The sequence below is a fragment of the Fulvimonas soli genome, from assembly GCF_003148905.1.
Taxonomy (GTDB): domain Bacteria; phylum Pseudomonadota; class Gammaproteobacteria; order Xanthomonadales; family Rhodanobacteraceae; genus Fulvimonas; species Fulvimonas soli.
This window is the reverse complement of record NZ_QGHC01000001.1, coordinates 427,058-450,037: the sequence shown is the minus strand read 5'-3', so window position 1 is coordinate 450,037 and position 22,980 is coordinate 427,058. Positions and strand designations below refer to the sequence as shown.

Annotated in this window: 16 protein-coding genes and 1 pseudogene; 10 read left to right on the top strand and 7 right to left on the bottom strand. The window is 72.0% G+C overall.

The window, feature by feature from the left end:
* Positions 1 to 24 precede the first annotated feature (24 nt).
* Positions 25 to 951: an MBL fold metallo-hydrolase gene (locus C7456_RS02075; protein ID WP_109722093.1), complete on the top strand. Its 927-nt coding sequence runs from the start codon at positions 25 to 27 to the stop codon at positions 949 to 951.
* 62 nt (positions 952 to 1,013) lie between these two features.
* Positions 1,014 to 2,447, top strand: a complete 1,434-nt coding sequence (locus C7456_RS02070) for an aldehyde dehydrogenase family protein (protein ID WP_109722092.1) — start codon at positions 1,014 to 1,016, stop codon at positions 2,445 to 2,447.
* Positions 2,448 to 2,700: 253 nt separating this feature from the next.
* Here the strand turns inward: C7456_RS02070 and C7456_RS02065 are convergent, their stop codons facing one another.
* Positions 2,701 to 3,471 carry a YdcF family protein gene (locus C7456_RS02065; protein ID WP_211306197.1) on the bottom strand — a complete coding sequence of 257 codons (771 nt, stop codon included), beginning with the start codon at positions 3,469 to 3,471 and terminating at the stop codon, positions 2,701 to 2,703.
* Between the two features lie 136 nt (positions 3,472 to 3,607).
* Between C7456_RS02065 and C7456_RS02060 the strand changes: the two genes are divergently transcribed.
* The 8 genes and pseudogenes from C7456_RS02060 to C7456_RS02025 all read left to right on the top strand — a co-directional run bounded on the left by C7456_RS02060 (position 3,608) and on the right by C7456_RS02025 (position 15,928).
* Positions 3,608 to 4,054, top strand: coding sequence for a VOC family protein (locus C7456_RS02060; protein WP_139942856.1), 447 nt, complete (start codon positions 3,608 to 3,610; stop codon positions 4,052 to 4,054).
* A gap of 92 nt (positions 4,055 to 4,146) precedes the next feature.
* Positions 4,147 to 5,073, top strand: a complete 927-nt coding sequence (ku, locus tag C7456_RS02055) for a non-homologous end joining protein Ku (RefSeq protein ID WP_109722090.1) — start codon at positions 4,147 to 4,149, stop codon at positions 5,071 to 5,073.
* Between the two features lie 3 nt (positions 5,074 to 5,076).
* Positions 5,077 to 7,545, top strand: coding sequence for a DNA ligase D (gene ligD / locus C7456_RS02050; protein ID WP_109722089.1), 2,469 nt, complete (start codon positions 5,077 to 5,079; stop codon positions 7,543 to 7,545).
* A gap of 397 nt (positions 7,546 to 7,942) precedes the next feature.
* The gene (locus C7456_RS02045; RefSeq protein WP_109722088.1) at positions 7,943 to 9,373 is read left to right on the top strand and encodes a lipase family protein; all 1,431 of its coding nucleotides are present in this window, start codon (positions 7,943 to 7,945) and stop codon (positions 9,371 to 9,373) included.
* 423 nt (positions 9,374 to 9,796) lie between these two features.
* On the top strand, positions 9,797 to 10,393 hold the full coding sequence (locus C7456_RS02040; RefSeq protein WP_109722087.1) for an IMPACT family protein: 597 nt from the start codon (positions 9,797 to 9,799) through the stop codon (positions 10,391 to 10,393).
* A 307-nt stretch (positions 10,394 to 10,700) separates the two neighbouring features.
* Complete coding sequence (locus tag C7456_RS02035) at positions 10,701 to 12,701, top strand: OPT family oligopeptide transporter (RefSeq protein ID WP_109722086.1); 2,001 nt, start codon at positions 10,701 to 10,703, stop codon at positions 12,699 to 12,701.
* A 128-nt stretch (positions 12,702 to 12,829) separates the two neighbouring features.
* Positions 12,830 to 14,602, top strand: a complete 1,773-nt coding sequence (locus tag C7456_RS02030) for an ABC transporter transmembrane domain-containing protein (RefSeq protein WP_109722085.1) — start codon at positions 12,830 to 12,832, stop codon at positions 14,600 to 14,602.
* A gap of 222 nt (positions 14,603 to 14,824) precedes the next feature.
* Positions 14,825 to 15,928 (top strand): annotated as a pseudogene (locus tag C7456_RS02025) (IS3 family transposase).
* On the opposite strand, the gene C7456_RS02020 reads toward C7456_RS02025, so the two are convergent.
* The 6 genes from C7456_RS02020 to C7456_RS01995 form a co-directional block, all read right to left on the bottom strand.
* Positions 15,906 to 19,283: an RHS repeat domain-containing protein gene (locus tag C7456_RS02020; protein ID WP_211306195.1), complete on the bottom strand. Its 3,378-nt coding sequence runs from the start codon at positions 19,281 to 19,283 to the stop codon at positions 15,906 to 15,908. The pseudogene C7456_RS02025 and the gene C7456_RS02020 sit on opposite strands and share 23 nt — an antisense overlap.
* 345 nt (positions 19,284 to 19,628) lie before the next feature.
* Positions 19,629 to 19,835 carry a cold-shock protein gene (locus C7456_RS02015; RefSeq protein ID WP_109722083.1) on the bottom strand — a complete coding sequence of 69 codons (207 nt, stop codon included), beginning with the start codon at positions 19,833 to 19,835 and terminating at the stop codon, positions 19,629 to 19,631.
* A 162-nt stretch (positions 19,836 to 19,997) separates the two neighbouring features.
* Positions 19,998 to 20,759, bottom strand: a complete 762-nt coding sequence (locus tag C7456_RS02010; protein WP_109722082.1) for an S-methyl-5'-thioinosine phosphorylase — start codon at positions 20,757 to 20,759, stop codon at positions 19,998 to 20,000.
* A 122-nt stretch (positions 20,760 to 20,881) separates the two neighbouring features.
* Entirely contained in the window at positions 20,882 to 21,433 is a 552-nt protein-coding gene (locus tag C7456_RS02005) for a hypoxanthine-guanine phosphoribosyltransferase (RefSeq protein ID WP_109722081.1), read from the bottom strand.
* Positions 21,430 to 22,446 (bottom strand): beta-N-acetylhexosaminidase, encoded by a 1,017-nt coding sequence (gene nagZ, locus C7456_RS02000; RefSeq protein ID WP_109722080.1) that lies wholly within the window; start codon positions 22,444 to 22,446, stop codon positions 21,430 to 21,432. The genes C7456_RS02005 and nagZ overlap by 4 nt, the downstream gene beginning before the upstream one ends.
* Positions 22,437 to 22,970 carry a CYTH domain-containing protein gene (locus C7456_RS01995; RefSeq protein ID WP_109722079.1) on the bottom strand — a complete coding sequence of 178 codons (534 nt, stop codon included), beginning with the start codon at positions 22,968 to 22,970 and terminating at the stop codon, positions 22,437 to 22,439. Before C7456_RS01995 ends, nagZ begins: the two co-directional genes overlap by 10 nt.
* Between the last annotated feature and the right edge of the window lie 10 nt (positions 22,971 to 22,980).

The following is a 22,980-nucleotide window of genomic DNA, read 5'->3' as shown; positions in this document are numbered from 1 at the left end:
CCCTCCCCGGCCCCAGAGACAGGCATGTCCACCCCCCACGGCATCCACACCCTCGACACCGGCTTCGTGCGCCCGCGGTTCGACGCCGCCTACCTGCTGGTCGAGGACGGCCGCGCCGCCTTCGTCGACTGCGGCACCAACCACGCGGTGCCGCGCCTGCTCGACGCGCTGGCCGCGGCCGGGCTGGAGCCGGCGCAGGTGGACTGGCTGATCCTCACCCACGTGCACCTCGACCACGCCGGCGGCGCCGGCGAGCTGATGGCCCGGCTGCCCCATGCGAAGCTGGTGGTGCACCCGCGCGGCGCGCGGCACATGGTCGACCCCGCGCAGCTGTGGGCCGGCGCCAGCGCGGTGTACGGCGAGGCGGTGATGGAGAGCACCTACGGCCGGCTGCGCCCGGTGCCGGCCGAGCGCGTGGTGGAGGCGCCGGACGGCCACGTGGTGGAGCTGGCCGGCCGCGCGCTGCGCTGCCTGCACACGCCCGGCCACGCCAGGCACCACCTCGCCGTGCACGACGCCCGCGCGAACGCCTGCTTCACCGGCGACACCTTCGGCCTGTCCTACCGCGAGTTCGACACCGCCAGGGGGCCCTTCATCCTGCCCACCACCTCGCCGGTGCAGTTCGAGCCGGCGGCGCTGCACGCCTCCATCGACCGCCTGCTCGCGCTGCGCCCGGAGGCCATGTACCTCACCCACTACGGCCGCGTGGAGGATCTGGCGCGGCTGGCGCGCGACCTGCACGAGCAGATCGACGCGATGGTCGCCTTCGCCCGCGCCGCCGCCGGCAAGCCGGACCGCCATGCCTGGCTGCTGGACGCGCTGGCCGACCTCTACGCCGGCCGCGCCGCCGCGCACGGCTGGAGCGGCGGGCGCAAGCGCCTGCGCGAGCTGCTGGACATGGACATCGAGCTGAACGCGCAGGGCCTGGAAGTCTGGCTGGAGCGCGCCTGAGCATCACGCCGGTGCCACGCGCCGCGCGGCACACTGGCCGCTTCACACGCGGAGACCGTACCGTGCTCGACAAGACCTATCCGTACTACCTCGCCAATCGCGCGCAGACCTCGAAGGCATGGCTGGAGGTGCGCGACAAGTACAGCGGCCGGCCCGCCACCCGCGTCGCGGTGCCCGACGCGCGCGCCACCGAGCGCGCGATCCGCGCCGCCGTGGGCGCCGCCGCGCCGATGCGCGCGTTCAAGCCGTGGGCGCGCCAGGCCGTGCTGCAGCACTGCGCGCAGCGCTTCGCCGAACGCCGCGACGAGCTGGCGCTGGCGCTGTGCATCGAGGCCGGCAAGCCGATCAAGGACGCCGCCGGCGAGGTCACCCGGCTGGTCGAGACCTTCCGCATCGCCGCCGAGGAAGCCGTGCGGATCAACGGCCAGACGCTCAACCTGGAGATCGCGCCGCGGCTGGACGGCTACCACGGCTACACGAAGCGCGTGCCGCTGGGGCCGGTGTCCTTCATCACCCCGTTCAACTTCCCGCTCAACCTGGTGGCGCACAAGGTGGCGCCGGCGATCGCGGCGGGCTGCCCGTTCGTGCTCAAGCCGTCCGAGAAGACCCCGATCGGCGCGCTGATCATCGGCCAGGTGCTGGCCGAGACGGACCTGCCCAGGGGCGCCTTCTCGATCCTGCCACTGGACGGCGCGCACGCCGCGCCGCTGGTGGAGGACGAGCGCTTCAGGCTGCTCTCCTTCACCGGCGGCCAGGTCGGCTGGGAGCTGAAGGCGCGCGCCGGGCGCAAGAAGGTGACGCTGGAGCTGGGCGGCAACGCCGCCTGCATCGTCGACGCCGACCAGGGCCCGAAGCTCGGCCGCGTGGTGGAGCGGCTGGTGTTCGGCGCGTTCTACCAGTCCGGCCAGAGCTGCATCAGCGTGCAGCGCATCTACGCGCACCGCGCCGTCTACGATGCGCTGAAGCGCCGGCTGGTCGCCGCGGTGAAGGCGCTCAAGGCCGGCGACCCGAGGAAGAAGGACACCTTCCTCGGCCCGATGATCGACGAGGCCGCCGCCGCGCGCCTGCACGGCTGGATCGAGGAGGCGCGCAAGGCCGGCGGCAAGGTCCTGTGCGGCGGCCGGCGCACCGGCAACATGCTGGAGGCCACGCTGATGGAGGACGTGCCCGACGACGCCAGGGTCAACCGGCTGGAAGCGTTCGGCCCGTTCGCCCTGCTCGCCCCGTTCGACGACATCGACGAGGCCTTCCGCCGGGTCAACGACTCCGACTACGGCCTGCAGGCCGGCATCTTCACCGACAGCCTCGACCACGCCATGCGCGCCTGGGACGTGCTGGAACAGGGCGGCGTGATCGTCAACGACATCCCCAGCTTCCGCGTGGACAACATGCCCTACGGCGGCGTGAAGCGCTCGGGCCTGGGCCGCGAGGGCGTGCGCTGCGCGATCGAGGACATGACCGAGCTGCGGCTGATGGTGGTGCGCGGACCGGCGTAGCCGGAAGGCGCGGGCTCACCGCCGTCCCAAGCCGTCATCCCGGCGCAGGCCGGGATCCAGTGGCGACAGGCCCCGTTCGAGCCTCATGGCCACGGGATGCCCCTGCGCTCGCCGGCAGGGCGTCTTCCGAACAGCCACGAACCCGTGGCGCGGCCATCCGGTCCGAGCCATGCGGACACTGGATTCCGGCCTGCGCCGGAATGACGAGCAAAAAAACGCGGCGATGGAAGCGCAACGTAGGCGCCGCGTTCCCTCAGCGCGCCTCCGCCGGCAGCCCGGGCCCCGCGACCGGCGGCACGTTCCAGCCCATCGCGTTGTAGACGTAGTAGCGCGCGATGCCCACGTACTCGTGCAGCGCGGCGTCGCACAGCGCGACGTTCCACGCCAGCGGCAGCCAGGACGGCACGGCCCGGACGTAGTCGCCGCGCACCGGCTCGGGGCGCAGGGCGAAGTGCGCGAAGTACAGCAGGCTGCGCCGCAGGTGGATGCCGGAGGTCACCAGCAGCACGCGCCGCGGCGCGTAGGCCAGCAGCAGCGGCCGGCTGAACTGCGCGTTCTGCCAGGTGCTGTTGCTGCGCGTCTCCAGCAGCAGGTCCGCGTCCGGCACGCCCAGCCGGCGCAGCAGCGCGGCGTAGGAGACGGCCTCGGCGATGCCGTGATGCTGCGGATCGCCGCCGCTCGCCAGCAGCTTGCAGTCGCGGCCGGCGGCCTTGCAGTCGTGGTAGAGCGCCGCGGCGCGCGCGATGCGCCCGTAGGCGAACAGCTCCGGCTCCGGCCCCGACGGCGTGCGCACCGTGCCGGCGCCGAGCAGCACGATGGCGTTGCGCTCGGCCCACGTTCCCTGTACCGCGCCCGCATAGCCCGATTGCAGCCCCTCCAGCAGCCACGACGCCAGCGGCCCGCAGCCCGCGGCCAGCCACAGCGCCAGCGCCGCGACCAGCACGCCGGCGCAGGCGCGGCGGCGCGCGGCCAGCGCCAGCCACAGGGCCAGCAGGAGCAGAACGGCAAGCGTGATCGAGATCATGGCGTGTCCCCAAGGAGCGGCAAGCCTAGCGCATCCGCCGGCGTTCTCTCGCGGGAAACACAGCGGTCACGGATCGCACCCTGGAACCGCCGGGCGCCGCGCCCATCTGGACGGCGACCCTCCGATGGAAATGCCCGTGCCCCGCTCCGCGCCGTCGCTCCTGCTCGCCTTGCTGCTCGCCGTGGGCCTGCCCGCGGCGCGCGCGGGCGACGCGGACGACTACGCGCGCATCAGCGTGCCGGACGTGGCGCAGGCCGCGCGGTTCTTCCGCGACACGCTGGGCTGCGAACCGCTCGGCCCGGCCAGCGGCGACGGCGCGCTGCTGGCCTGCGCGCGGGGCGAGGTGGTCGAGCTGGCGGCCGGCGCCGCCGATGCCGCCCCGGTCCGCCTGCGCGGCAACGACGTCGCGGCGGTCGCCGCCTGGCTGCGCCGCCGGCAGGTGCCGCTGCTCGACGCGGCGGCCGCGCACGCGGCCGGGCGAGCCGAGCTGCGGCTGCGCGCGCCCTGGGGCCAGACGCTGGTCCTGGTCGGCGCCGACGCGACGCCGCCCGGCGACGACGCGGCGCGCCTCGCCGCGCAGTAGTCCACCCCGCGCCCACCGGCGCTTCACCCGCATCTCACCCGCATCCGCGGTAGGCTGGGCGCAACGCCTCGCGGCCTGCGGGAGCATCGTCCATGGCACGTCCCCTCTGGAACGGCACCCTGTCCTTCGGCCTGCTCAACGTGCCGGTCGCGCTGATGCCCGGCGAGCGCCGCGTGGACCTGCATTTCCGCATGCTCGACGCGCGCGACAGGAAGCCGGTCCGCTACGAGCGCGTCAACGCCGAGACCGGCGAGGAGGTGCCCTGGAAGGACGTGGTCAAGGCCTTCGAGTACAGCAAGGGCAACTACGTGGTGCTGGAGGAATCGGACATCCGCTCCGCCGCGCCGGAGAGCCACGAGACGGTGGAGGTGGAGAGCTTCGTCGACGCCGACGCGATCCCGCCCGCCTACTTCGAGAAGCCCTACGTGCTGGTGCCGGCGAAGAAGGCCGAGAAGGGCTACGTGCTGCTGCGCGAGACGCTGAAGGACACCCGCAAGGTCGGCATCGCGCGCGTGGTGATCCGCGCCCGCGAATACCTCGCCGCGGTGATGCCGCAGGACGACGCGCTGCTGCTCCTGCTGCTGCGCTACCCGCAGGAGCTGGTCGACCCGGCCGACTACGCGCTGCCCCCGGGCAAGGCGGGCGCCTACCGCATCAGCGCGAAGGAGCGCGAGATGGCCGCGCAGCTGATCGACTCGATGTCCGGCGCATGGCGGCCGGACGACTACCACGACGAGTTCCGCGAGCGGCTGGGCGCGCTGATCCGCAAGAAGATGAAGGCGCGCGGCGCCAAGGCCAGCCTGCCCGAGGAAGCGCCGCCCGCGCCGGAAAACGCCGCCACCAACGTGGTCGACTTCATGAGCCTGCTCAAGCGCAGCATCGCCGGCAAGCAGCGCACGCCGGCGGCGAAGAAGGGCCCGGCCAGGGCGGCCGCGGCGGCGCCGGCCAAGAAGGCCGGGCGCAAGGGCGCGTCCGCCAAGCCCCCCGCGCGCAAGCGCGCCGGCCGCCGCGCGGGCTGAGCGATGGGCCTGCGCGACTACCGGCGCAAGCGCCGCTTCGGGCGCACGCCGGAGCCGTCCGGCAAGACCGCACCGCGCGCGCGCCGCCGGCCGGTCTTCGTGGTGCAGCTGCACCAGGCCAGCCACCGCCACTACGACTTCCGGCTGGAAGTGGACGGCGTGCTCAAGAGCTGGGCGGTGCCCAAGGGCCCCTCGCTGCGCCACGGCGAGAAGCGCCTGGCGGTGCAGGTGGAGGACCACCCGCTCGACTACGCCGGCTTCGAGGGCGACATCCCGCCCGGCAACTACGGCGCGGGCCACGTCGACATCTTCGACCGCGGCACCTGGCGCTGCGAGGGCGACCCGCGCCGCGCGCTGGCCGACGGCAAGCTGGTCTTCACCCTGCACGGCAGGAAGCTGCGCGGCGAATGGGCGCTGGTGCGCACCGCCATGCGCGGCCGCCAGCCGCAATGGCTGCTGCTCAAGCACGACGACGCCTACGCCGCCGACCGGGAGGCGGACGACCTGGTCGACGCGCCGGACCCGCCGCGCGGCCGGACGCCGGCGCGCCCGGCCCGGCGGGCCGCTCCCGCGGCGGCGCGCAAGGCCACGCCGCGCCGCCGCGGCATGGCCAAGGGCGACGCGGCCTGGCGCACGCGCGCCCTCGCCGTCGCGGGCGCGCGCGCCGGCGCCATGCCGTTCGGCTTCGAGCCCGAGCTGACCCTGCTGCGCGCCGCGCCGCCCACGGGCGACGACTGGCTGCACGAGATCAAGTGGGACGGCTACCGCCTGCTCGTCGACCTCGACGGCGGCCGCGCGCGGCTGCGCTCGCGCGGCGGGCAGGACTGGAACGCGACCTTCCCGGAAGTGGTGCGCGCCGTCGAGGCGCTGCCCGTGCGCGAGGCCTGCCTGGACGGCGAGCTGGTGGCGCTCGATGCCCGCGGCCACAGCGACTTCTCCGCATTGCAGCGGGCGATCGAGGGCGCCGACACCGCCGCCCTGCGCTGCATGCTGTTCGACCTGCCGGGGCTGGCCGGCGTCGACCTGCGCGATGCGCCGCTGGCGGAACGCAAGGCGCTGCTCGCCGCGCTGCTCGCGGCGACGGGCGACGGCGGCCCGCTCGGCTACAGCGACCACGTGGTCGGCCACGGCGCGCGCATGTTCGCCGAGACGCGCCGCCAGGGCCTCGAGGGCGTGGTGAGCAAGCGCGTGGACAGCCCCTACCGCAGCGGCCGCACCGGCGACTGGGTCAAGGCCAAGCACGAGCAGGCGGACGAGTTCGCCGTGGTCGGCTACACGCCGCCCAAGGGCTCGCGCAGCGGCTTCGGCTCGCTGCTGCTGGCCACCCGCGCCGGCGGCGGCTGGCGCTACGTCGGCCGCGTCGGCACCGGCTTCGACCAGGCCGCGCTCGCGGCCATCCACCGCCGCCTGCAGCCGCTGGCGCGCAAGACGCCCACCGTGGCGCTGCCCGCGCACGTGCCCTTCCCTGTCCGCACCGTGCGCTGGGTGTCCCCGCAGCTGGTGGCCGAGGTGACCTTCCGCGGCTGGGCCAAGGAGGGCCTGCTGCGCCAGGCCAGCTTCAAGCGGCTGCGCGACGACAAGCCCGTCGCCCAGCTCGATCCGCCGCAGACCGTGGAGCCCGCCATGCAGATCACCCATCCCGACCGGCGCATGTTCGCGGACAGCGACTGCACCAAGGCCGACGTGGCCGACTACTACCGCGCCGTGGCGCGCTGGCTGCTGCCGGAGCTGGTCGACCGCCCGCTCTCGCTGCTGCGCTGCCCGGACGGCGCGGACGACGCCTGCTTCTTCCAGAAGCACCACGCCGAGGGCCTGGGCGCGGCGGTGCACGCGATCCCGCTGAAGCAGAAGAGCGGCACCGAGGACTACCTCTACGTCGACTCGCTCGACGGCGTGCTGGCGCTGGTGCAGATGAACACGGTGGAGTTCCACCCGTGGGGCGCGCGCATCGACGACCCCGAGGCGCCCGACCGGCTGGTGTTCGACCTCGACCCCGCGCCCGGCGTCGCCTGGCCGCAGGTGGTGGCCGCCGCGCGCGACGTGCGCGCACGGCTGCGCGAGGCGGGCCTGGAAAGCTTCGTGCGGCTGTCCGGCGGCAAGGGCCTGCACGTGGTGGTGCCGATCGCGCGCGACTACAGCTGGGACCAGGCGCGGCTGTTCTGCGAGAGCTTCGCCCGCACGATGGCCGAGCAGGCGCCGGACGCCTACATCGCCACCATGAGCAAGGCGCGCCGCAAGGGCCTCGTCTTCATCGACTGGCTGCGCAACGCGCGCGGCGCCACCAGCGTGGCCTCGTGGTCGCTGCGCGCCCGCGCCGGCGCGCCGGTGGCGATGCCGCTGCGCTGGGACGAGCTGGGCCGCGTCGGAAGCGCCCACGACTTCGACCTGCCCCGCGCGAAGCAGCGCGCCGCGCGGCTGCGCAAGGACCCGTGGGAGGGCATCGACGGGCTGCGGCAGCGGTTGCCGCTCTGAATCCTGCCTTCCGATTCCGTCAGTCCGGCGACAGGCAACTGCGCCGCCAAGCGGCGGACCTCGGGACGCCAGCCACTTCCGGAACAGGATTGCGACAGCCTTCCACCCCGTCGTCCCGGCGCAGGACGGGACCCGGGGACGGCAGCGCCGGTCCGAGCCATGCGGTCACTGGTTCCCGGCCTGCGCCGGAAGGACGATCAAAAGCGCGGCGCGGCATGCGCACGCGCGAAACATCGGTTGCCCGGACCAGGCCGCGCGTCTCGCGCGTCGCCGCACCCTGCGCCGGCCCCAACCACACCTCCTTCCGACGCCATCGGCCGCATCGGCCAAATGGCGCGTGGTGCATCGCCGCGCATGCGCTTACCCTTCGTGCCGACACGCGCGCAGGAGCGGAGCCATGACCACGCTGGTTTTCGTGCACGGCTGGAGCGTCACCAACACGTCCACCTACGGCCGCATGCCGCAGCAGCTGCAGCAGCAGGCCGCGGCGGCCGGGATCACGCTGGCCCTGGCCGACATCTGGCTGTCGGAGTACGTGAGCTTCGACGACCGCGTGACCATGGGCGACCTGGTGCGCGCCTTCGACCGCGCGCTGCGCGACCTGCACCTGGTCGACGCCAGCTTCGCCTGCGTCACGCACTCCACCGGCGGCCCGGTGGTGCGCGAGTGGCTGCGCGCGCAGCGCGACAAGCCCGGCCGCTACAGCACCATGCGGCTGAGCCACCTGGTGATGCTGGCGCCGGCCAATTTCGGCTCCGCGCTGGCGGTGCTCGGCAAGGGCGTGCTGGGGCGGCTCAAGGCCTGGTTCGACGGCGTTGAGCCGGGCCAGCGCATCCTCGACTGGCTTTCGCTGGGCAGCGCCGAGTCGCTCTCGCTCAACCTCGACCACATCCACGGCGCCGACCCAGCGGCGAAGGGCCAGTACCTGTTCGTGCTCGCCGGCGACCGGCCCGACCGCAAGCTCTACGACCACCTCAACAGCTACACCGGCGAGGACGGCTCCGACGGCGTGGTGCGCATCGCCGCGGCCAACCTCAACGCGCGGCACGCGGTGCTGGCCGCGCCGTCGGCCGCCGCGCCCGACAGCCTGGGGCTGACCCTGCTGCAGGGGCCGCGCTGCGCCTTCAAGCTGATCGCCGGCGCGGCGCACTCGGGCGACGAACACGGCATCCTCGCCAGCGCCGCGCCCGCCACGACCGAGGCGGTCCTGCGCTGCCTGGGCGTGCGCAGCGCCGCCGACTACAAGGCGCTGTGCGACGCCTTCGACGCCGAGAACGCCCGGCGCGACGCCGACAAGGTGGAGCTGGAGCCGGCGCTGTTCGGCCCGCGCGTGCACATCCACGACCCGCGCAGCATGCTGGTCCTGCGCCTGGCCGACGAGGCGGGCGAGCCCTTGACCGGCGCCGGCTTCCTGCTCACCGCCGGCCCGCAGGCCAGCCCCGACCAGATGCCCGAGGGCTTCATGCTCGACCGCCAGGCCAACGCGAAGAACGCCGCCACGGTGACGCTGTTCCTCAACCACGCCCTGCTTGCCGGCGACGCCCGCGTGGCCGACCCGGCCAACCCGCGCAAGACGCTGCGCGCCGCCGTGCCCAGCCACCGTCCCTACGGCGCGCAGGTGCGGCCGGCCGACCTCGCCGGCCTGGTGCACCACGCGCTGGCCGCCAGCGTCGCGGGCGAGGACCTGTTCGCCATGTTCGGCCCGCACCAGACCACCGTGCTGGATGTGGTGCTGCCGCGCAAGGTGCACGAGGGCGTGTTCCGGCTCACGCAGAAGCTCGCGCCCGAGGACTTCAGCAAGCCGGCGGCAGGGCCGGTGATCGGCTGAGCGCCTGTTCACGATCTCCAAGTATCCCCCCATGGAACGTCATCCCGGCGAAAGCTGGGATCCCGCGTCGTTGGCTTTTCGAGGGAACGTCACCGGATGACCAGCCCTTCGGCTGTTGAAAAGCGCCTCCTGCCTTCGCAGGAAATGACGGCGAGGCAATAGCCGGACCGACGGTAGATCGTGAACAGGCTCTGAGCCGGCCCGCCCATGGAGAACCGCGGCGGCCGGCGCGACGGAGTGATTCCCGCGCAGGCGGGAATCCATGTCGATACGGCGCGTCACCGCGAACGCCCGCAGAGCGCGCGGCCGCGTGCAGCGGACGGCCATGCCCGCCGCGTCGCCTTACCGCACCGGCGCAAATCGCTTACCCTCGCCGCCCATGACGAGCAGCCCGACCTTCCCCGCCGCGGCACCGCAGCACCCATGAGCACCGCGCTGCACACCCTGGCGCAACCCTGCCGGCACCTGGAGGAAGTGAGGAAGAGCCGCTTCCTCGCCCAGGCCGCGCCGGCGGACTCGGCCGAGCAGGCGCTGGCCTTCGTGCGCGCGGCCAGCGACCCGTCCGCCACGCACAACTGCTGGGCCTGGCGCATCGGCCAGGACTACCGCTTCAACGACGACGGCGAACCCGGCGGCACCGCCGGCCGGCCGATCCTGCAGGCGATCGACGGCCAGGGCATGGACCGCGTGGCGGTGCTGGTGACGCGCTGGTTCGGCGGCATCAAGCTCGGCGCCGGCGGCCTGGCGCGCGCCTACGGCGGCGCCGCGGCCGAGTGCCTGCGGCCGGCCCCGCGCGTGCCCATCGTGGCGATGGCGCGGCTCGCCCTGCGCTGCGGGTTCGCCGAGCTGGCGCTGCTGAAGGCGCGCCTGAAGGAACTGGGCGCGCGGTTCGAGCGCGAGGACTTCGATGCCGGCGGCGTCGCGCTGGAGCTGCAATTGCCGGAACGCCTCGCCGCGGAAGCGCAGGCGCGCGTCGTCGACCTGACCCGCGGGCGCAGCGAGGCGTCGCGGCTGGATTAGCGGCTGGCCATGGGCCGCAGGGTGCGGTTATCGCGGCCAGGGGCCGCTCCCACAGGCGCGCGCCTAGCCTTTCGTGGGAGCGGCCCCTGGCCGCGATAACCCCAAACTCACCGCAGCCCTGCGGGAGCGGCCTCCGGCCGCGACGAACCCGCCGCGACGGCCGCCGCCCGAAGCGCAAGCAACCGCCACCGCGCCACCTCGGCGCCCATCCACGCTATCCTCCCCGACGGCCCGCCCGGGGAGGTGGCCGTTTCTGGGGAGCGCGCATCGCGCGCTCGGGGGAAAACCACATGACGGACCTTGCGACGTGACCGAAGCCAAGACCCACAGTGCGGACTCACGCACCGAACTCACCCTGCGCGGCATCCTCATCGGTGTCGTGATCACCGTGGTGTTCACCGCGGCCAACGTGTTCTTCGGCCTGAAGGCCGGCCTCACCTTCGCCACCTCGATCCCGGCGGCGGTGCTGTCGATGGCGCTGCTGCGCGGCTTCCGCGACTCGACCATCCAGGAAAACAACATCGTGCAGACGATCGCCTCGGCGGCCGGCACGCTGTCCTCGATCATCTTCGTGCTGCCGGGCATGATCATGATCGGCTGGTGGAGCGGTTTCCCGTTCTGGATCTCCTTCGCGGTGTGCGCGCTGGGCGGCATCCTCGGCGTGATGTACTCGATCCCGCTGCGCCGCGCGCTGGTCACCAACTCCGACCTGCCCTATCCCGAGGGCGTGGCCTGCGCCGAGGTGCTCAAGGTCGGCAGCGGCGACGACAGCACCGACAGCGCCACCGAGGAAAGCCGCGCCGGGCTGCTGGCGGTGATCTGGGGCGCGGTCGTCTCGGCGGTGTTCGCCGTGGTGGTGGCCACGCAGACCTTCGCCAGCGACGTGGCGGGCTACTTCCGCCTCGGCAACAGGGGCGCGGTGAGCGGCTTCGACTTCAGCCTGTCCTTCGCGCTGTTCGCCATCGGCCACCTGGTCGGCCTGTCGGTGGGCATCGCCATGCTGCTGGGCGCGCTGATCGGCTGGGGCTGGGGCGTGCCGCACTACTCGCTGCTCGCCGGCGACCTGACCACCGCCGCCGCCGACCTCGCGCAGGCCACCTGGAGCCACAAGGTGCGCTTCGTCGGCGCCGGCGCGATCGGCGTGTCGGCGATCTGGACCCTGGCCAAGCTGGTCAGGCCGGTGGTCGGCGGCCTGTCCGGCGCGATGGCCGCCGCGCGCGTGCGCAAGGCCGGCCGCGCCGACACGCTGCCGCGCACCGAGCGCGACATGCCGATCGGCATCGTCGGCCTGATCACCCTGGCCTGCTTCGTGCCGATCGCCTGGCTGCTCGGCTACTTCGGCTCGATCAGCGGCCTGGGCGACCACGTGGCGGTGCTGGCGATCGGCGGCGTGGCCTTCGTGGTGCTGATGGGCTTCTTCGTCTCCACCGTGTGCGGCTACATGGCCGGCCTGATCGGCTCGTCCAACAGCCCGCTGTCGGGCATCGGCATCCTGGTGGTGATCGCCGCGGCGCTGCTGCTGGTGCTGTTCGTCAAGCCGCACGTCGCCCCGGAGGCCGGGCGGGCGCTGGTGGCCTTCGCGCTGTTCATCACCGCGGTGGTGTTCACCGTGGCGGCGATCGCCAACAACAACCTGCAGGACCTCAAGACCGGCCAGCTGGTGGACGCCACGCCGTGGAAGCAGCAGGCCGCGCTGGTGATCGGCGTGGTCGCCGGCGCCGCGGTGATCCCGCCGGTGCTGGATCTGGTCAACAAGGCCTACGGCTTCGTCGGCGTGCCCGGCGCCGGCCCGTCCGCGCTGCCCGCGCCGCAGGCCGGCCTGATCTCCGCGCTGGGCCAGGGCGTGATCCAGGGCAACATCGACTGGGGCCTGATCCAGGTCGGCGCGCTGATCGGCGTGGCGGTCATCGCGCTGGACGCGATCCTGGCCAAGGCCACGAAGCACATGCGCATCCCGCCGCTGGCGGTGGGCCTGGGCATCTACCTGCCGACCAGCAGCACGCTGATGGTGGTGGTCGGCTCCGTGGTCGGCTGGTACTTCGACCGCCGCGCCGACCGCAGCGCGAAGCCGGAATCGACCAAGCAGCTGGGCGTGCTGCTCGCCTCGGGCCTGATCGTGGGCGAGAGCATCATCGGCGTGGTGATCGCGGCGGTCGTGGCCTTCTCCGGCAAGGCCGCGCCGCTGGCGCTGGTCGGCCCCGGCTTCGCCGACGCCGCGCTGGTGACCGGCGGCCTGGCCTTCGCCGCGGTGGTGCTCGGGATGTACCGCTGGGTGTGGCGCATGGCGATGCGCAACGGCACGGCCTGAGCGCCGGCCGCGCGACGTGCATGGACGGGGCGCCTCGGCGCCCCGTCCGCTTTCCGGCGCGGCCGGCGATTGAATCGCGCGGCGCGGCCCCCACCTGCCTCCCGTCCCGCAGACGAAAAAAATCCCCGATGAGCGAACCCAGCGCCGGCCGCACCGCCCCCAACCGCCGCCTCGGCCCCCTGCGCCAGCTGTGGCCGTTCCTCAAGCCGCACCGCCTGCTGCTGGCGGGCTGGCTGGCGTTCCTGGCGCTGTCCTCCACCGCCACCCTGGTGCTGCCCACCACGGTGCGGCAGATGATCGACCACGGCTTCCGCAACTCCAGCGCGGCGGCGATCAACGCGAGCTTCCTCGGCCTGTTCGGCGTGGCGCTGGTGCTGGCCTTCGCCACCGCGGCGCGCTACTTCTGCATCACCCTGCTCGGCGAGCGCACGCTGGCCGCGCTGCGCGCGAAGCTGTACGACCACGTGATCCGGCTGGACGTGGGCTTCTTCGAGCGCACCCGCGTAGGCGAGCTGATCTCGCGCCTGGGCACCGACACCGAGGTGGTGCAGGCGCTGGTCGGCTCGGGCATCTCGGTGGCGCTGCGCAGCGTGGTGATGCTGGTCGGCGCCACCGCGATGATGGTGTGGACCAGCCCGCGGCTGGCCGGCCTCACCGCGCTGGTGATCCCCGCGGTGGTGCTGCCGATCCTGGTGTTCGGCCGGCGCGTGCAGAAGCTCTCGCGTGCCAGCCAGGACCGCCTGGCCGACGCCGCCGCGATCGCCAACGAGACGCTCAACGCGGCGCCGGCGGTGAAGGCCTACGCGCGCGAGGGCATCGAGAGCGGCCGCTACGGCGACGCCATCGCCCGCGCGCTGGGCACGGCCAGGCGCCGCATCGCCACCCGCGCGGTGCTCACCGCGGTGGTCATCACGCTGTTCTTCGGCGCCATCACGCTGGTGCTGTGGGCCGGCGCGCGCGACGTGCTGGCCGGCACGCTGGACGCCGGCGTGCTGGCGCAGTTCGTGGTCTACGCGATTCTCTCGGCCGGCTCGCTGATGGGCCTGTCCGACGTGTGGGGCGACGTGCTGCGCGCGGCCGGCGCGATGGAGCGCATCGGCGAGCTGTTCGCCGAGCAGCCGACCATCGCCGCCCCGCCGCGGCCGCTCGCCCTGCCCCGGCCGGTGCGCGGCGCGCTGCGCTTCGAGCACGTGGAGTTCCGCTACCCCACCCGGCAGGACGCGCCGGCGCTGCACGACTTCGACCTCGCCGTCCGCGCCGGCGAGACGGTGGCGCTGGTCGGCCCTTCCGGCGCCGGCAAGAGCACGGTGCTGGCGCTGCTGCTGCGCTTCTACGACCCGCAGAAAGGCCGCATCACCTTCGACGGCGTGGACCTGCGCGCGCTGGCGCTGCCCGAGCTGCGCGGCGCGATCGCGCTGGTGCCGCAGGAGGTGGCGATCTTCGCCGGCTCCGCCGCCGACAACATCCGCTTCGGCCGCCAGGACGCCACCGACGAGGAAGTGCGCGCCGCGGCGCGCGCCGCCGAGGCGCACGAGTTCATCGAGGCGCTGGCCGGGGGCTATGCCTCGGAGCTGGGCGAGCGCGGCGTGCGCCTGTCCGGCGGCCAGCGCCAGCGCATCGCCATCGCCCGCGCGATCCTGCGCGACGCGCCGCTGCTGCTGCTGGACGAGGCCACCTCGGCGCTGGACGCGCAGTCCGAGGCGGCGATCCAGCAGGCGCTGGGCCGGCTGGAGAAGGGCCGCACCACCCTGGTGATCGCCCATCGCCTGGCCACCGTCCAGCGCGCCGACCGCATCGTGGTGATGGACGGCGGCCGCATCGTGGCGCAGGGCACGCACGAGTCGCTGCTGGCCGAGGGCGGCCTGTACGCGGAGCTGGCGCGGTTGCAGTTCGCCGCCTAGCCACTGTCACTGACGACCCAAACGGCCGGCACCGAATAACCACCCAATTCTTACACCCTATTGTGGAGATCACTCATAAGCATTTCCTAAAATGCCAGTCAGATGGGAATCAATCCATCAATTGACCCTACATCAAGATTATCGTGCAACCGTAAGCTCCCCCGCTAGGTAGGCATCTCGAAAGTAGAACTTTCTGGCATCGTTCTCTCGCCAGGAGGTTCCATGAAGAAATCGAAGTTCACCGAGACGCAGATCGTCTCGATCCTCAAGCAGGCCGACGCCGGAGTGCCGGTCAAGGACATCTGCCGACAGGCCGGCATCAGCGTGCCGACCTACTACCAGTGGAAGAGCAAGTACGGCGGCATGGAGGCGTCCGACCTCAAGCGCGTCAAGGAACGCGAGGCGGAGAACGCACGGCTGAAGCGGATGTACGCCGAGCTGGCGCTGGACAACGCGGCGATGAAGGACCTGATCGCAAAAAAACTGTAGGACCGGCGAGCAAGCGCGAGGCCGTGCGCTACCTGATCCGAGGTGCACGCGCGGCCGCTACGCCGGTCCTGTACGTGTGTAGGGTTGTCGCGTGCCGCCTACTATCGCCCGCCGCTGGATTGGACCATGCGTGACGCCGAGCTCATCGCCGCACTGGCTCGCCTGGTCGAGGATCGGCCCAGTCGAGGGTTCTGGAAGTGCTGCGCCCAGCTGCGCAAGGCGCGGTCGGACTGGAACCCCAAACGGATCCATCGGGTGTACAAGACGATGAAGCTCAACCTCCGGCGGGCCGCACGGCGCCGCCTTCCCAAGCGCGAACGCGTGGCGCTGTACGTGCCGCAGCTGCCCGATACGGTGTGGTCGATCGATTTCATGAGCGACGCACTGGCCTGCGGCCGCCGTTTCCGCACGTTCAACGTGGTCGACGACTTCAACCGCGAGGCACTGCACATCGAGGTCGACACGTCGATCACCTCGGCGCGGCTGGTGCGCATCTTCGAACAGATCAAACGCGACCACGGATTGCCGCAGGTGCTGCGCTCGGACAACGGGCCGGAGTTCCTGGGCGAGGCCTTTACCCAGTGGGCCAAGGCCAGCGGCGTGGCCATCCAGTACATCCAGCCCGGCAAGCCCAACCAGAACGCCTACATCGAACGCTTCAACCGAACCTTCCGCGAGGAAGTGCTCGACCAACACCTGTTTGCCCGCCTGGAGGACGTCCGTGAGGCCGCCTACTGGTACAACGAGCAGCGCCCCCACGCATCGCTCGGTGACCTGACGCCCGTCGAGTACCGCCAACAAGCCGCCAGCGGTTCTACTTTTCAAGTGTCTGCTTGACGGGGGAACTTACGCCATTACCCAGCGTGTAACCCTGCACCGCGCCGTCGGGGAAATAGCTGATGTTCGTGGCGTAGTTGCCGATCCGCGTCGCCCGCCCCAGCGCATCCGGGGCGTAATCGACATACTGGTCCGGATAGTGCACCTGGGACAGGTGACCGTAGGCGTCGTGGGCATAACCGATGCCCCAGGCATTCTGCCCCGCGAGCTGCAGCGCCTCCCCGGTCAGCTGGCCCAGCTTGTTGTACGTGCCCGTCCAGGTCGTCACCCCCGACACCGCGCTCTTGAGGTGGCCCAGCGCATCGTAGGTGTAGGTCGTGCTCTGCGTCCCGCTCGGCGGCAGCAGCGTCAGCACCCGGTTCATCGCATCGTACGTGCGCGTGGTCTTCGCCCCCGCCGCCACCTGCTCCTGACCGCACCCCGTCCCGGTGAGGCTCAGCCCCTCGGCCGTCCACGCCGCGTTGTTCGCCCCGTCGTAGGCCGTCACCGTGCTCCCGCTCTCCGGCTCCGTCGTCCGGCACAGCCGGTGGTAGCTGTCGTACACCAACGTCTTGGTCACGTCCCCGCTGTAGCCGTTATTGCTCCCGTACTGGCGGATCGCCGTCGGGTGGCCGTAGAGGTCCCGGGTGATCGCCTGCGTGATCCCCTCCGGCGCCTGCACCTGGATCACCCGGTCGTAGGCCGGGGCGTCGAACACCTGGTAGCTGGTCGTGGTGACGTTCCCCTTCGGGTCGGTCACCTGCTGGCGCGCCCCCGACAGGTAGGCCGTGGTCGTGGTCAGCGTGCCCAGCTCCGAATCCTGCTGGATCGCCGTCAGCCGGCCCAGGGCGTCGTAGGTGCGGCGGGCGCCGGCCGTGATCCCGCCCAGGTCCGGACTGCCGGCCACCGGGTAGGACGCGAAGGTCGTCTGGCCCCGCCAGTCGTAGTCGGTGCGTGTGCTGGTGTGCGAGCTGCCGTCGGCCGCGCTGTAGGTGTCGGTCAATACCGGCCGCAGCGTGGCGTCGAACCAGGTCACCTGGCGGTAATCGCCCTGGCTGACCGTGCGCCGCCAGTGGTTCGCCGCGATCCCGCGCTCGGCACTGGGCACGTAGGCGTAGGCGAAGGTCCTGGGGTACCAGGCCTGTTCGTCGCCCGTGGGGTAGGTGATCGTCGTTAGCCGGCCCATGGCATCGTAGTCATAGCTCGTGGTGCTGCCGGCTGGGTCGGTGATCGAGCGGATCTGCCCGAAGTCGTCCACGACCAGGTGCTGGCTCGTGCCGTCCGGGTAGCCGATCGCCTGCGGGATGCCGCGCTGGTAGCTGCCCAGGGTCGTCGTATGGTTGTTGCCGTCCGTGAAGCTGGCCAGGTTGCCCTGCGCGTCGAAGCTGTAGCTCATCAGCTTCTGGCCGAAGCGCCAGCGCTCCTTCAGCGTGTCCTTGGCGCTGTCGTAGACGTTCTGGCTTTCCACCTCCCCCGTCGCCACGTTGGTCACCGTGGTCGGCAGGCCCAGCACCCACAGGGCCGGATCGTTGAGGTAGCCGGTCTGCTCCTCCAGCACCCCCTGCCCGGCAATCGCGCTGAAGCGCCGGGCCTGGGTCACCTGCGCGTAGGCGTTGAACGCCTCCGCCTGCCACGTGTACGTGTCGCCGTCCTGCACGATCTGGCGCTGGCTCAGCGGCGACAGGGTCTCGGTCTGCGCCGGGTTGACGTACGTCTGCAGGTTGTCGCCCAGCGCGGCCGGCCAGGGACCGCCGGTGGGATCGGCGTAGCCGTTGACCTCCGAGCGCACCCGTGTCCCGCCCACCGCCCCGCGGTAGGTGTCCGTGCGCAGCAGCAGGCTCTCGCTGGCGTCGAAGCGGTTGCTGAAGGTGTAGCGCGTGCCGTTGCCGGACGGGTCGGTCTCGTCCGTCCACACCGTCGTCGGACAGCTGCCCGCGCCGGCGCAGGCATCCGCCGTCCAGCTCTCGTTCGACGGCGAATAGGCGTACGTCCACGTCCGCGTCGGCAACCCCGCCCCGCTGTACACCCGCTGCGTGATCGCCATCGCGTACCAGGCGTTGGGCGTGGTGGCGAAGGTGTTCGGGTCCGTGGGGCCCGTGCCCCCGCCGACCTGCGCGGTCCAGCAGTCGCGGGCGACGTAGGAACGGCCACGCTTGACCGGCGTCACCGTGAACGTGCCCGTCAGGCCCGACGGATGCGTGATGCTGCCGCTGTAGCTGGTTCCCAGATTGTTGGGTACGGCCGGGGCGTTGCATACCGAGGCGGCCTCCGAGGTATCCACCCAGGCGCCGTTGGTCAGCGCCGCCAGGTCGAAATGCCAGGCCGAACCGTCCGGCAGGGTGACCGACTGCAGTTCCGTCGTGCCCGCGATGTCGCCCGTGCCGGCGCCATAGCCGTAGGTCCAGGTCCGCGGCGCACTGCCGGCCGGCTGCAGGGTGACCGAGCGGATCAGCGGCGTGCCGTCGCCGTACTGCACGCTCAACGCACGCCCGTCGCTGGCGGTGATCCCGGTCAGGCGGTTGCTGCCGTCGTAGCTGTAGGTGAGGGTGTTGCCGAAGCGGTCCTCGATGCGGGTGACCAGCATCGCGGCCTCGCGCCGCACGAGGTAGTCCGTCGCCGAGACCATCGGCTGGACGCCGCCATTGGGCGACACGCTGGCCGTCGCCCTCATCGCGCCCAGCGGCACCGCGCCCTTGCCGCGCTCCATGTTCGGCGCATAGCGGTAGGCCAGATGGTTGAACCAGTACTTGGTGCCGTCCGGCGCCACCGCCAGGAAGGCCTCGATCGTGCTGTCGTTCTCCGCCTGCGCCAGGCAGCTGATCTGCCATTGCTGCCTGGTGACGATCGGAAAGCTCATCCCCCCCATCGTCGGCGCCAGCGTATTGGCCGAGCCGCGCTTGAGCAGGTCCTGGCTGCCCTGCCCCGGCATCACCAGCTGGTAGCCGTGCCACCACTGCGAGGGCGCCCATAGCGTTACGGTGGTGTTGCCCGCCGGCGGATTGACGCTCGGTGGGGGATTGAACTGGCTGCAGATGGCGCGCGGATGAGCGCTGGCCACCTGCCAGCCGGTGACGTTCTGCTGGTTCGCCGTGATCGTGGTGATCCGCGGCAGGTCCAGGTCCCAGTTGCCGAAGGCGTTGTCCTTGAGACCGGTACGGTCCTGCTGCGACGGCAGGCTGAAGGTCCGGCTCAGCGACAGCACCGGGCCGATGCCGGCCGCGCTGACGTCGGTCTGCTCGAACGACAGCCCGCCGCTGGACAGGCTGATGCTCTCGCCGAAGGGGTTCTCGCCCAGCGGCTGGATCTCCTCGCTGACGCGGATGTTCTTCTTGTACTCCTCTTCCGGCGTCACCGGCGTCGCCGTCTGGGCATGCAACGCGCCGCCTATCGCCCACCCTCCCCATGCCGCAAGCGCAACGACGCGCGCCAAGCGTCCCTTTGGCATCCAACGCATGCGTGTTGTCTCCCTGTAATGGCCTGATTTGGCCAAGCGTGAAAAGGAGATTGTTCTACTGCGCGTGATGCGGCGGCGTCAATCCAGTGGGCGAAGTCAATGCTCCCAACGCCGATGGACTGGTTTTTCCCAGTGAAAATCCCCCCGTGATCGGGAGACAGCCAGGACATATGAACGCAAGCGCTTACCCGCCAAGGTCTCGGGAAGCCTCCAAAAGAAAAACCCCGCGCGAGGCGGGGTTTTCCCGTGTCTCCACAGCCGACGGGATCAGGACGCGATTTCGACGCCCGAAGCCTGGGCGCCCTTCGGGCCCTGGGTGACTTCGAACTTCACGCGCTGACCTTCCTGCAGGCTGCGAAAGCCCTTGGCGTTGATCGCCGAGAAGTGGACGAACACGTCCTCCCCACCGTCCTCGGGCGCGATGAAGCCAAAGCCCTTGGCATCGTTGAACCACTTGACCGTACCGAAACGCATTGCGTGAACCTCTGACTCTAAGGACTGGATGCACCAAGGCTTCCGGACTGAACCCCGAATCCCCTTGGTTCGCCGCCCCTGGCACAGCGAACAGTATCAACATGTTTGCGGGTAAAGCGCAATACGTCCATTTTCCCGGTTCGCTGCCCGGGCGGACCGGGTTCAAGCTTCCAGCAGGGCGCCGATGATTTTCGGCACCTCGGCGGTCGCCGCGGCCAGGTGGGCGAAGATTTCCTCGATGCTGATCTCGGCCTCGTCGCCGCAGCCGGCGGCGTAGTTGGCCACCAGTGCCAGGCAGGCGTATTCCAGCTCCAGCTCGCGCGCCAGCGCCGCCTCGGGCATGCCGGTCATGCCGACCAGGTCGCAGCCGTCGCGCTTCATGCGGGCGATCTCGGCGCGGGTCTCCAGCCGCGGGCCCTGGGTGGCGCCGTAGCAGCCGCCGTCGATCGCCGCCACGCCGGCGCGGGCGGCGGCGGCCAGCAGGTCGCGGCGCAGCGCCGCGGTGTACGGCTCGCTGAAGTCGATGTGCTTCACCTCGGCGCCGTCCACGTCGCAGAAGCTGGTGTAGCGGCCGTGGGTGTAGTCGATGATCTGGTCCGGCACCACGATGGCGCGCGGGCCCATGTCGTCGCGGATGCCGCCCACCGCGTTCACCCCCACCACCCGCCGCGCGCCCAGCGCGTGCAGCGCCCACAGGTTGGCGCGGTAGTTCACCCGGTGCGGCGGCAGCGTGTGGCCTTCGCCGTGGCGGGCCAGGAAGGCCACGCGGCGGCCGGCGAAGTCGCCCACCACCACCTCGCCGGAGGCCGGGCCGTAGGGCGTGTCCACCGCGCGGCGCACGGCGTTCCCCAGCCCGGGAAACTTGTACAGGCCGCTGCCGCCGATGACGGCGAGGTCGATGGGGGAAGCGGTGGGTGGAGTCATGGCGGTGCGACCTCGGAGTGGTTCGTGGGGACGAGGGACGAGGGACGGGTAGCGAGGGCGCGGGGCCGGGACCGGCGGCGGCGCCGATCCATGCGCCCTCGCTACTCGCCCCTGCCCTTCCCTCACTCCCGCAGTGCGTAGATGCCCGGCAGGTTGCGGCCCTGCTCGTGATAATCCATGCCGTAGCCGAACACGTAGCGGTCCGGCAGCTCGACGCCGTTGAAGTCGCTGGCGATGCCCCCGGCCACGCGGTCGTGGCGCTTGCGGCAGAGCGTGGCGATCAGCACGCGCTTCGCGCCGCGGCGCAGGCAGTCGTCGCGCACCGCCTTCAGCGTGTGGCCCTCGTCGAGGATGTCGTCGGCCAGCAGCACGGTGCGCCCCTGCAGCGGCACCGCCGGTTCGCGCAGCCAGTGCAGCTCGTGGCCCTCGGTGGCGCCGCGGTAGCGGGTGGCGTGCACGTAGTCGAATTCCAGGTCGGTGCGGATCGCCAGCGCGAGCTGGCCGGCGAACACCAGCGCGCCGTTCATCACGGTGAGGAACACCGCACGCTCGCCGTCCAGCGCGGCGTCGATGTCCCGGCCCATGCCGGCGATGGCCGATTCCAGCGCGGCGCGGTCGAACAGCAGGTCGGCATTGGCCAGCGCGTCGGCCAGCGGGGGAATGGGATGGCTCATGCGTGGTCCTCGGCGGCGTCCAGCGCCGTGATGCGGGCGACGAAGCGGTCGCGTTGGGGGTTGTCCTCGAGGCTGGCCCAGGTGCAGCCGATCGCGCCACGCAGCGCGGCCAGCCGCGGCGCGGCGTCGGCAGGCGGCGCGGGCGCGGCGGCGATGGCCTCCTCCACCACTTCCGGGAAGCAGGCCAGCACCAGGTCGCAGCCGGCCGCCAGGTGCGCACGCACGCGCGCGCCCACGCCGCCGGCCGCGCCGGCCGCGGCCATGCTGATGTCGTCGCTGACGACGATGCCGTCGAAGCCCAGCTCGCCGCGCAGCACCTCGCCGATCCACTTGCGCGAGAAGCCGGCCGGCTGCGCGTCCACCGCCGGGTAGACCACGTGCGCCATCATCACCGCCTCCACCCGCGCCTCGATGCACTGCGCGAACGGCAGCAGGTCCTCGCGGCGGATGGTTTCCAGCGGGCGCGGGTCGACGGCGACGTCCTTGTGCGTGTCGGCGGCCACCGAGCCGTGGCCGGGGAAATGCTTGAGCACCGCCGCCATGCCGGCCAGGTGCATGCCGCGCACGTAGGCCTGCGCCAGCTCGCCGGCCACGGCCGGGTCGGCGTGGAAGGCGCGCGGCCCGATCGCCGCGTTGCCGCGCGCCAGGTCCGCCACCGGCGCGAAGCTGAAGTCCACGTCGCAGGCGCGCAGCTCGCTGGCCATCACCCAGGCGTGCTCCTCGGCCAGGCGCAGCGCCTCGGCCGGGTCGCGGTCGTACACGGCGCCGATCCTCGACAGCGCCGGCAGCCGGGTGAAACCCTCGCGGAAGCGCTGCACCGGGCCGCCTTCCTGGTCCACCGCCACCAGCATGCGCTCGCCGCCGGCCTCGCGGATGGCTTCCACCAGCGCGGTCAGCTGCTCGCGGCCGGCGTAGTTGCGCGCGAACAGGATCGCGCCGGCCACCGCCGGCGAGGCCAGCCATGCGCGCTCGCGCGCGGCCAGGGCGGTGCCGGCCAGGCCGATCAGCAGCATGCGGCGTCCTCCGCGTCGCCCGCCGCGCGCTCGGCCTCGCTCCAGCGCGCGTAGGGATGCCCGATCAGGTTGACGTTGTAGTAGCGCGCCAGCGCGCTCACCTCGCGGCCCAGCCACGGCGGGCGCGGGAACGGCGCGGCGGCGGCGGGCAGCTCGATCTCGGCCACCACCAGCCCGGCGTTGTCGCCGAGGAACTCGTCGATCTCGAACAGCGCGCCGTCCACGCGGACGTGATGGCGGACCTTCTCCAGCACGCCGTCGCACAGGGTGTCGAGCATGGTGCGCGCGTCGGCCGGCGGCAGCGGCAGCTCGTACTCGGCGCGCTCGACGCCGAGCTGCGCGGACTTGACGTTGAGCCAGGCCCGCTCGCCCACGACGCGCACGCGCACCGACGCCCGCGCCAGCCCCGCGCGCAGCGCCGCGGCGCCGACCAGGTAGCCCTGCGCCATGCGCTCGCTGCGCTCGACCCGCGCGCGCCAGCCGTCGCCGCGCAGCAGGAATTTCCGTTCGATCTCGATGCCCATGGGGAAAGGG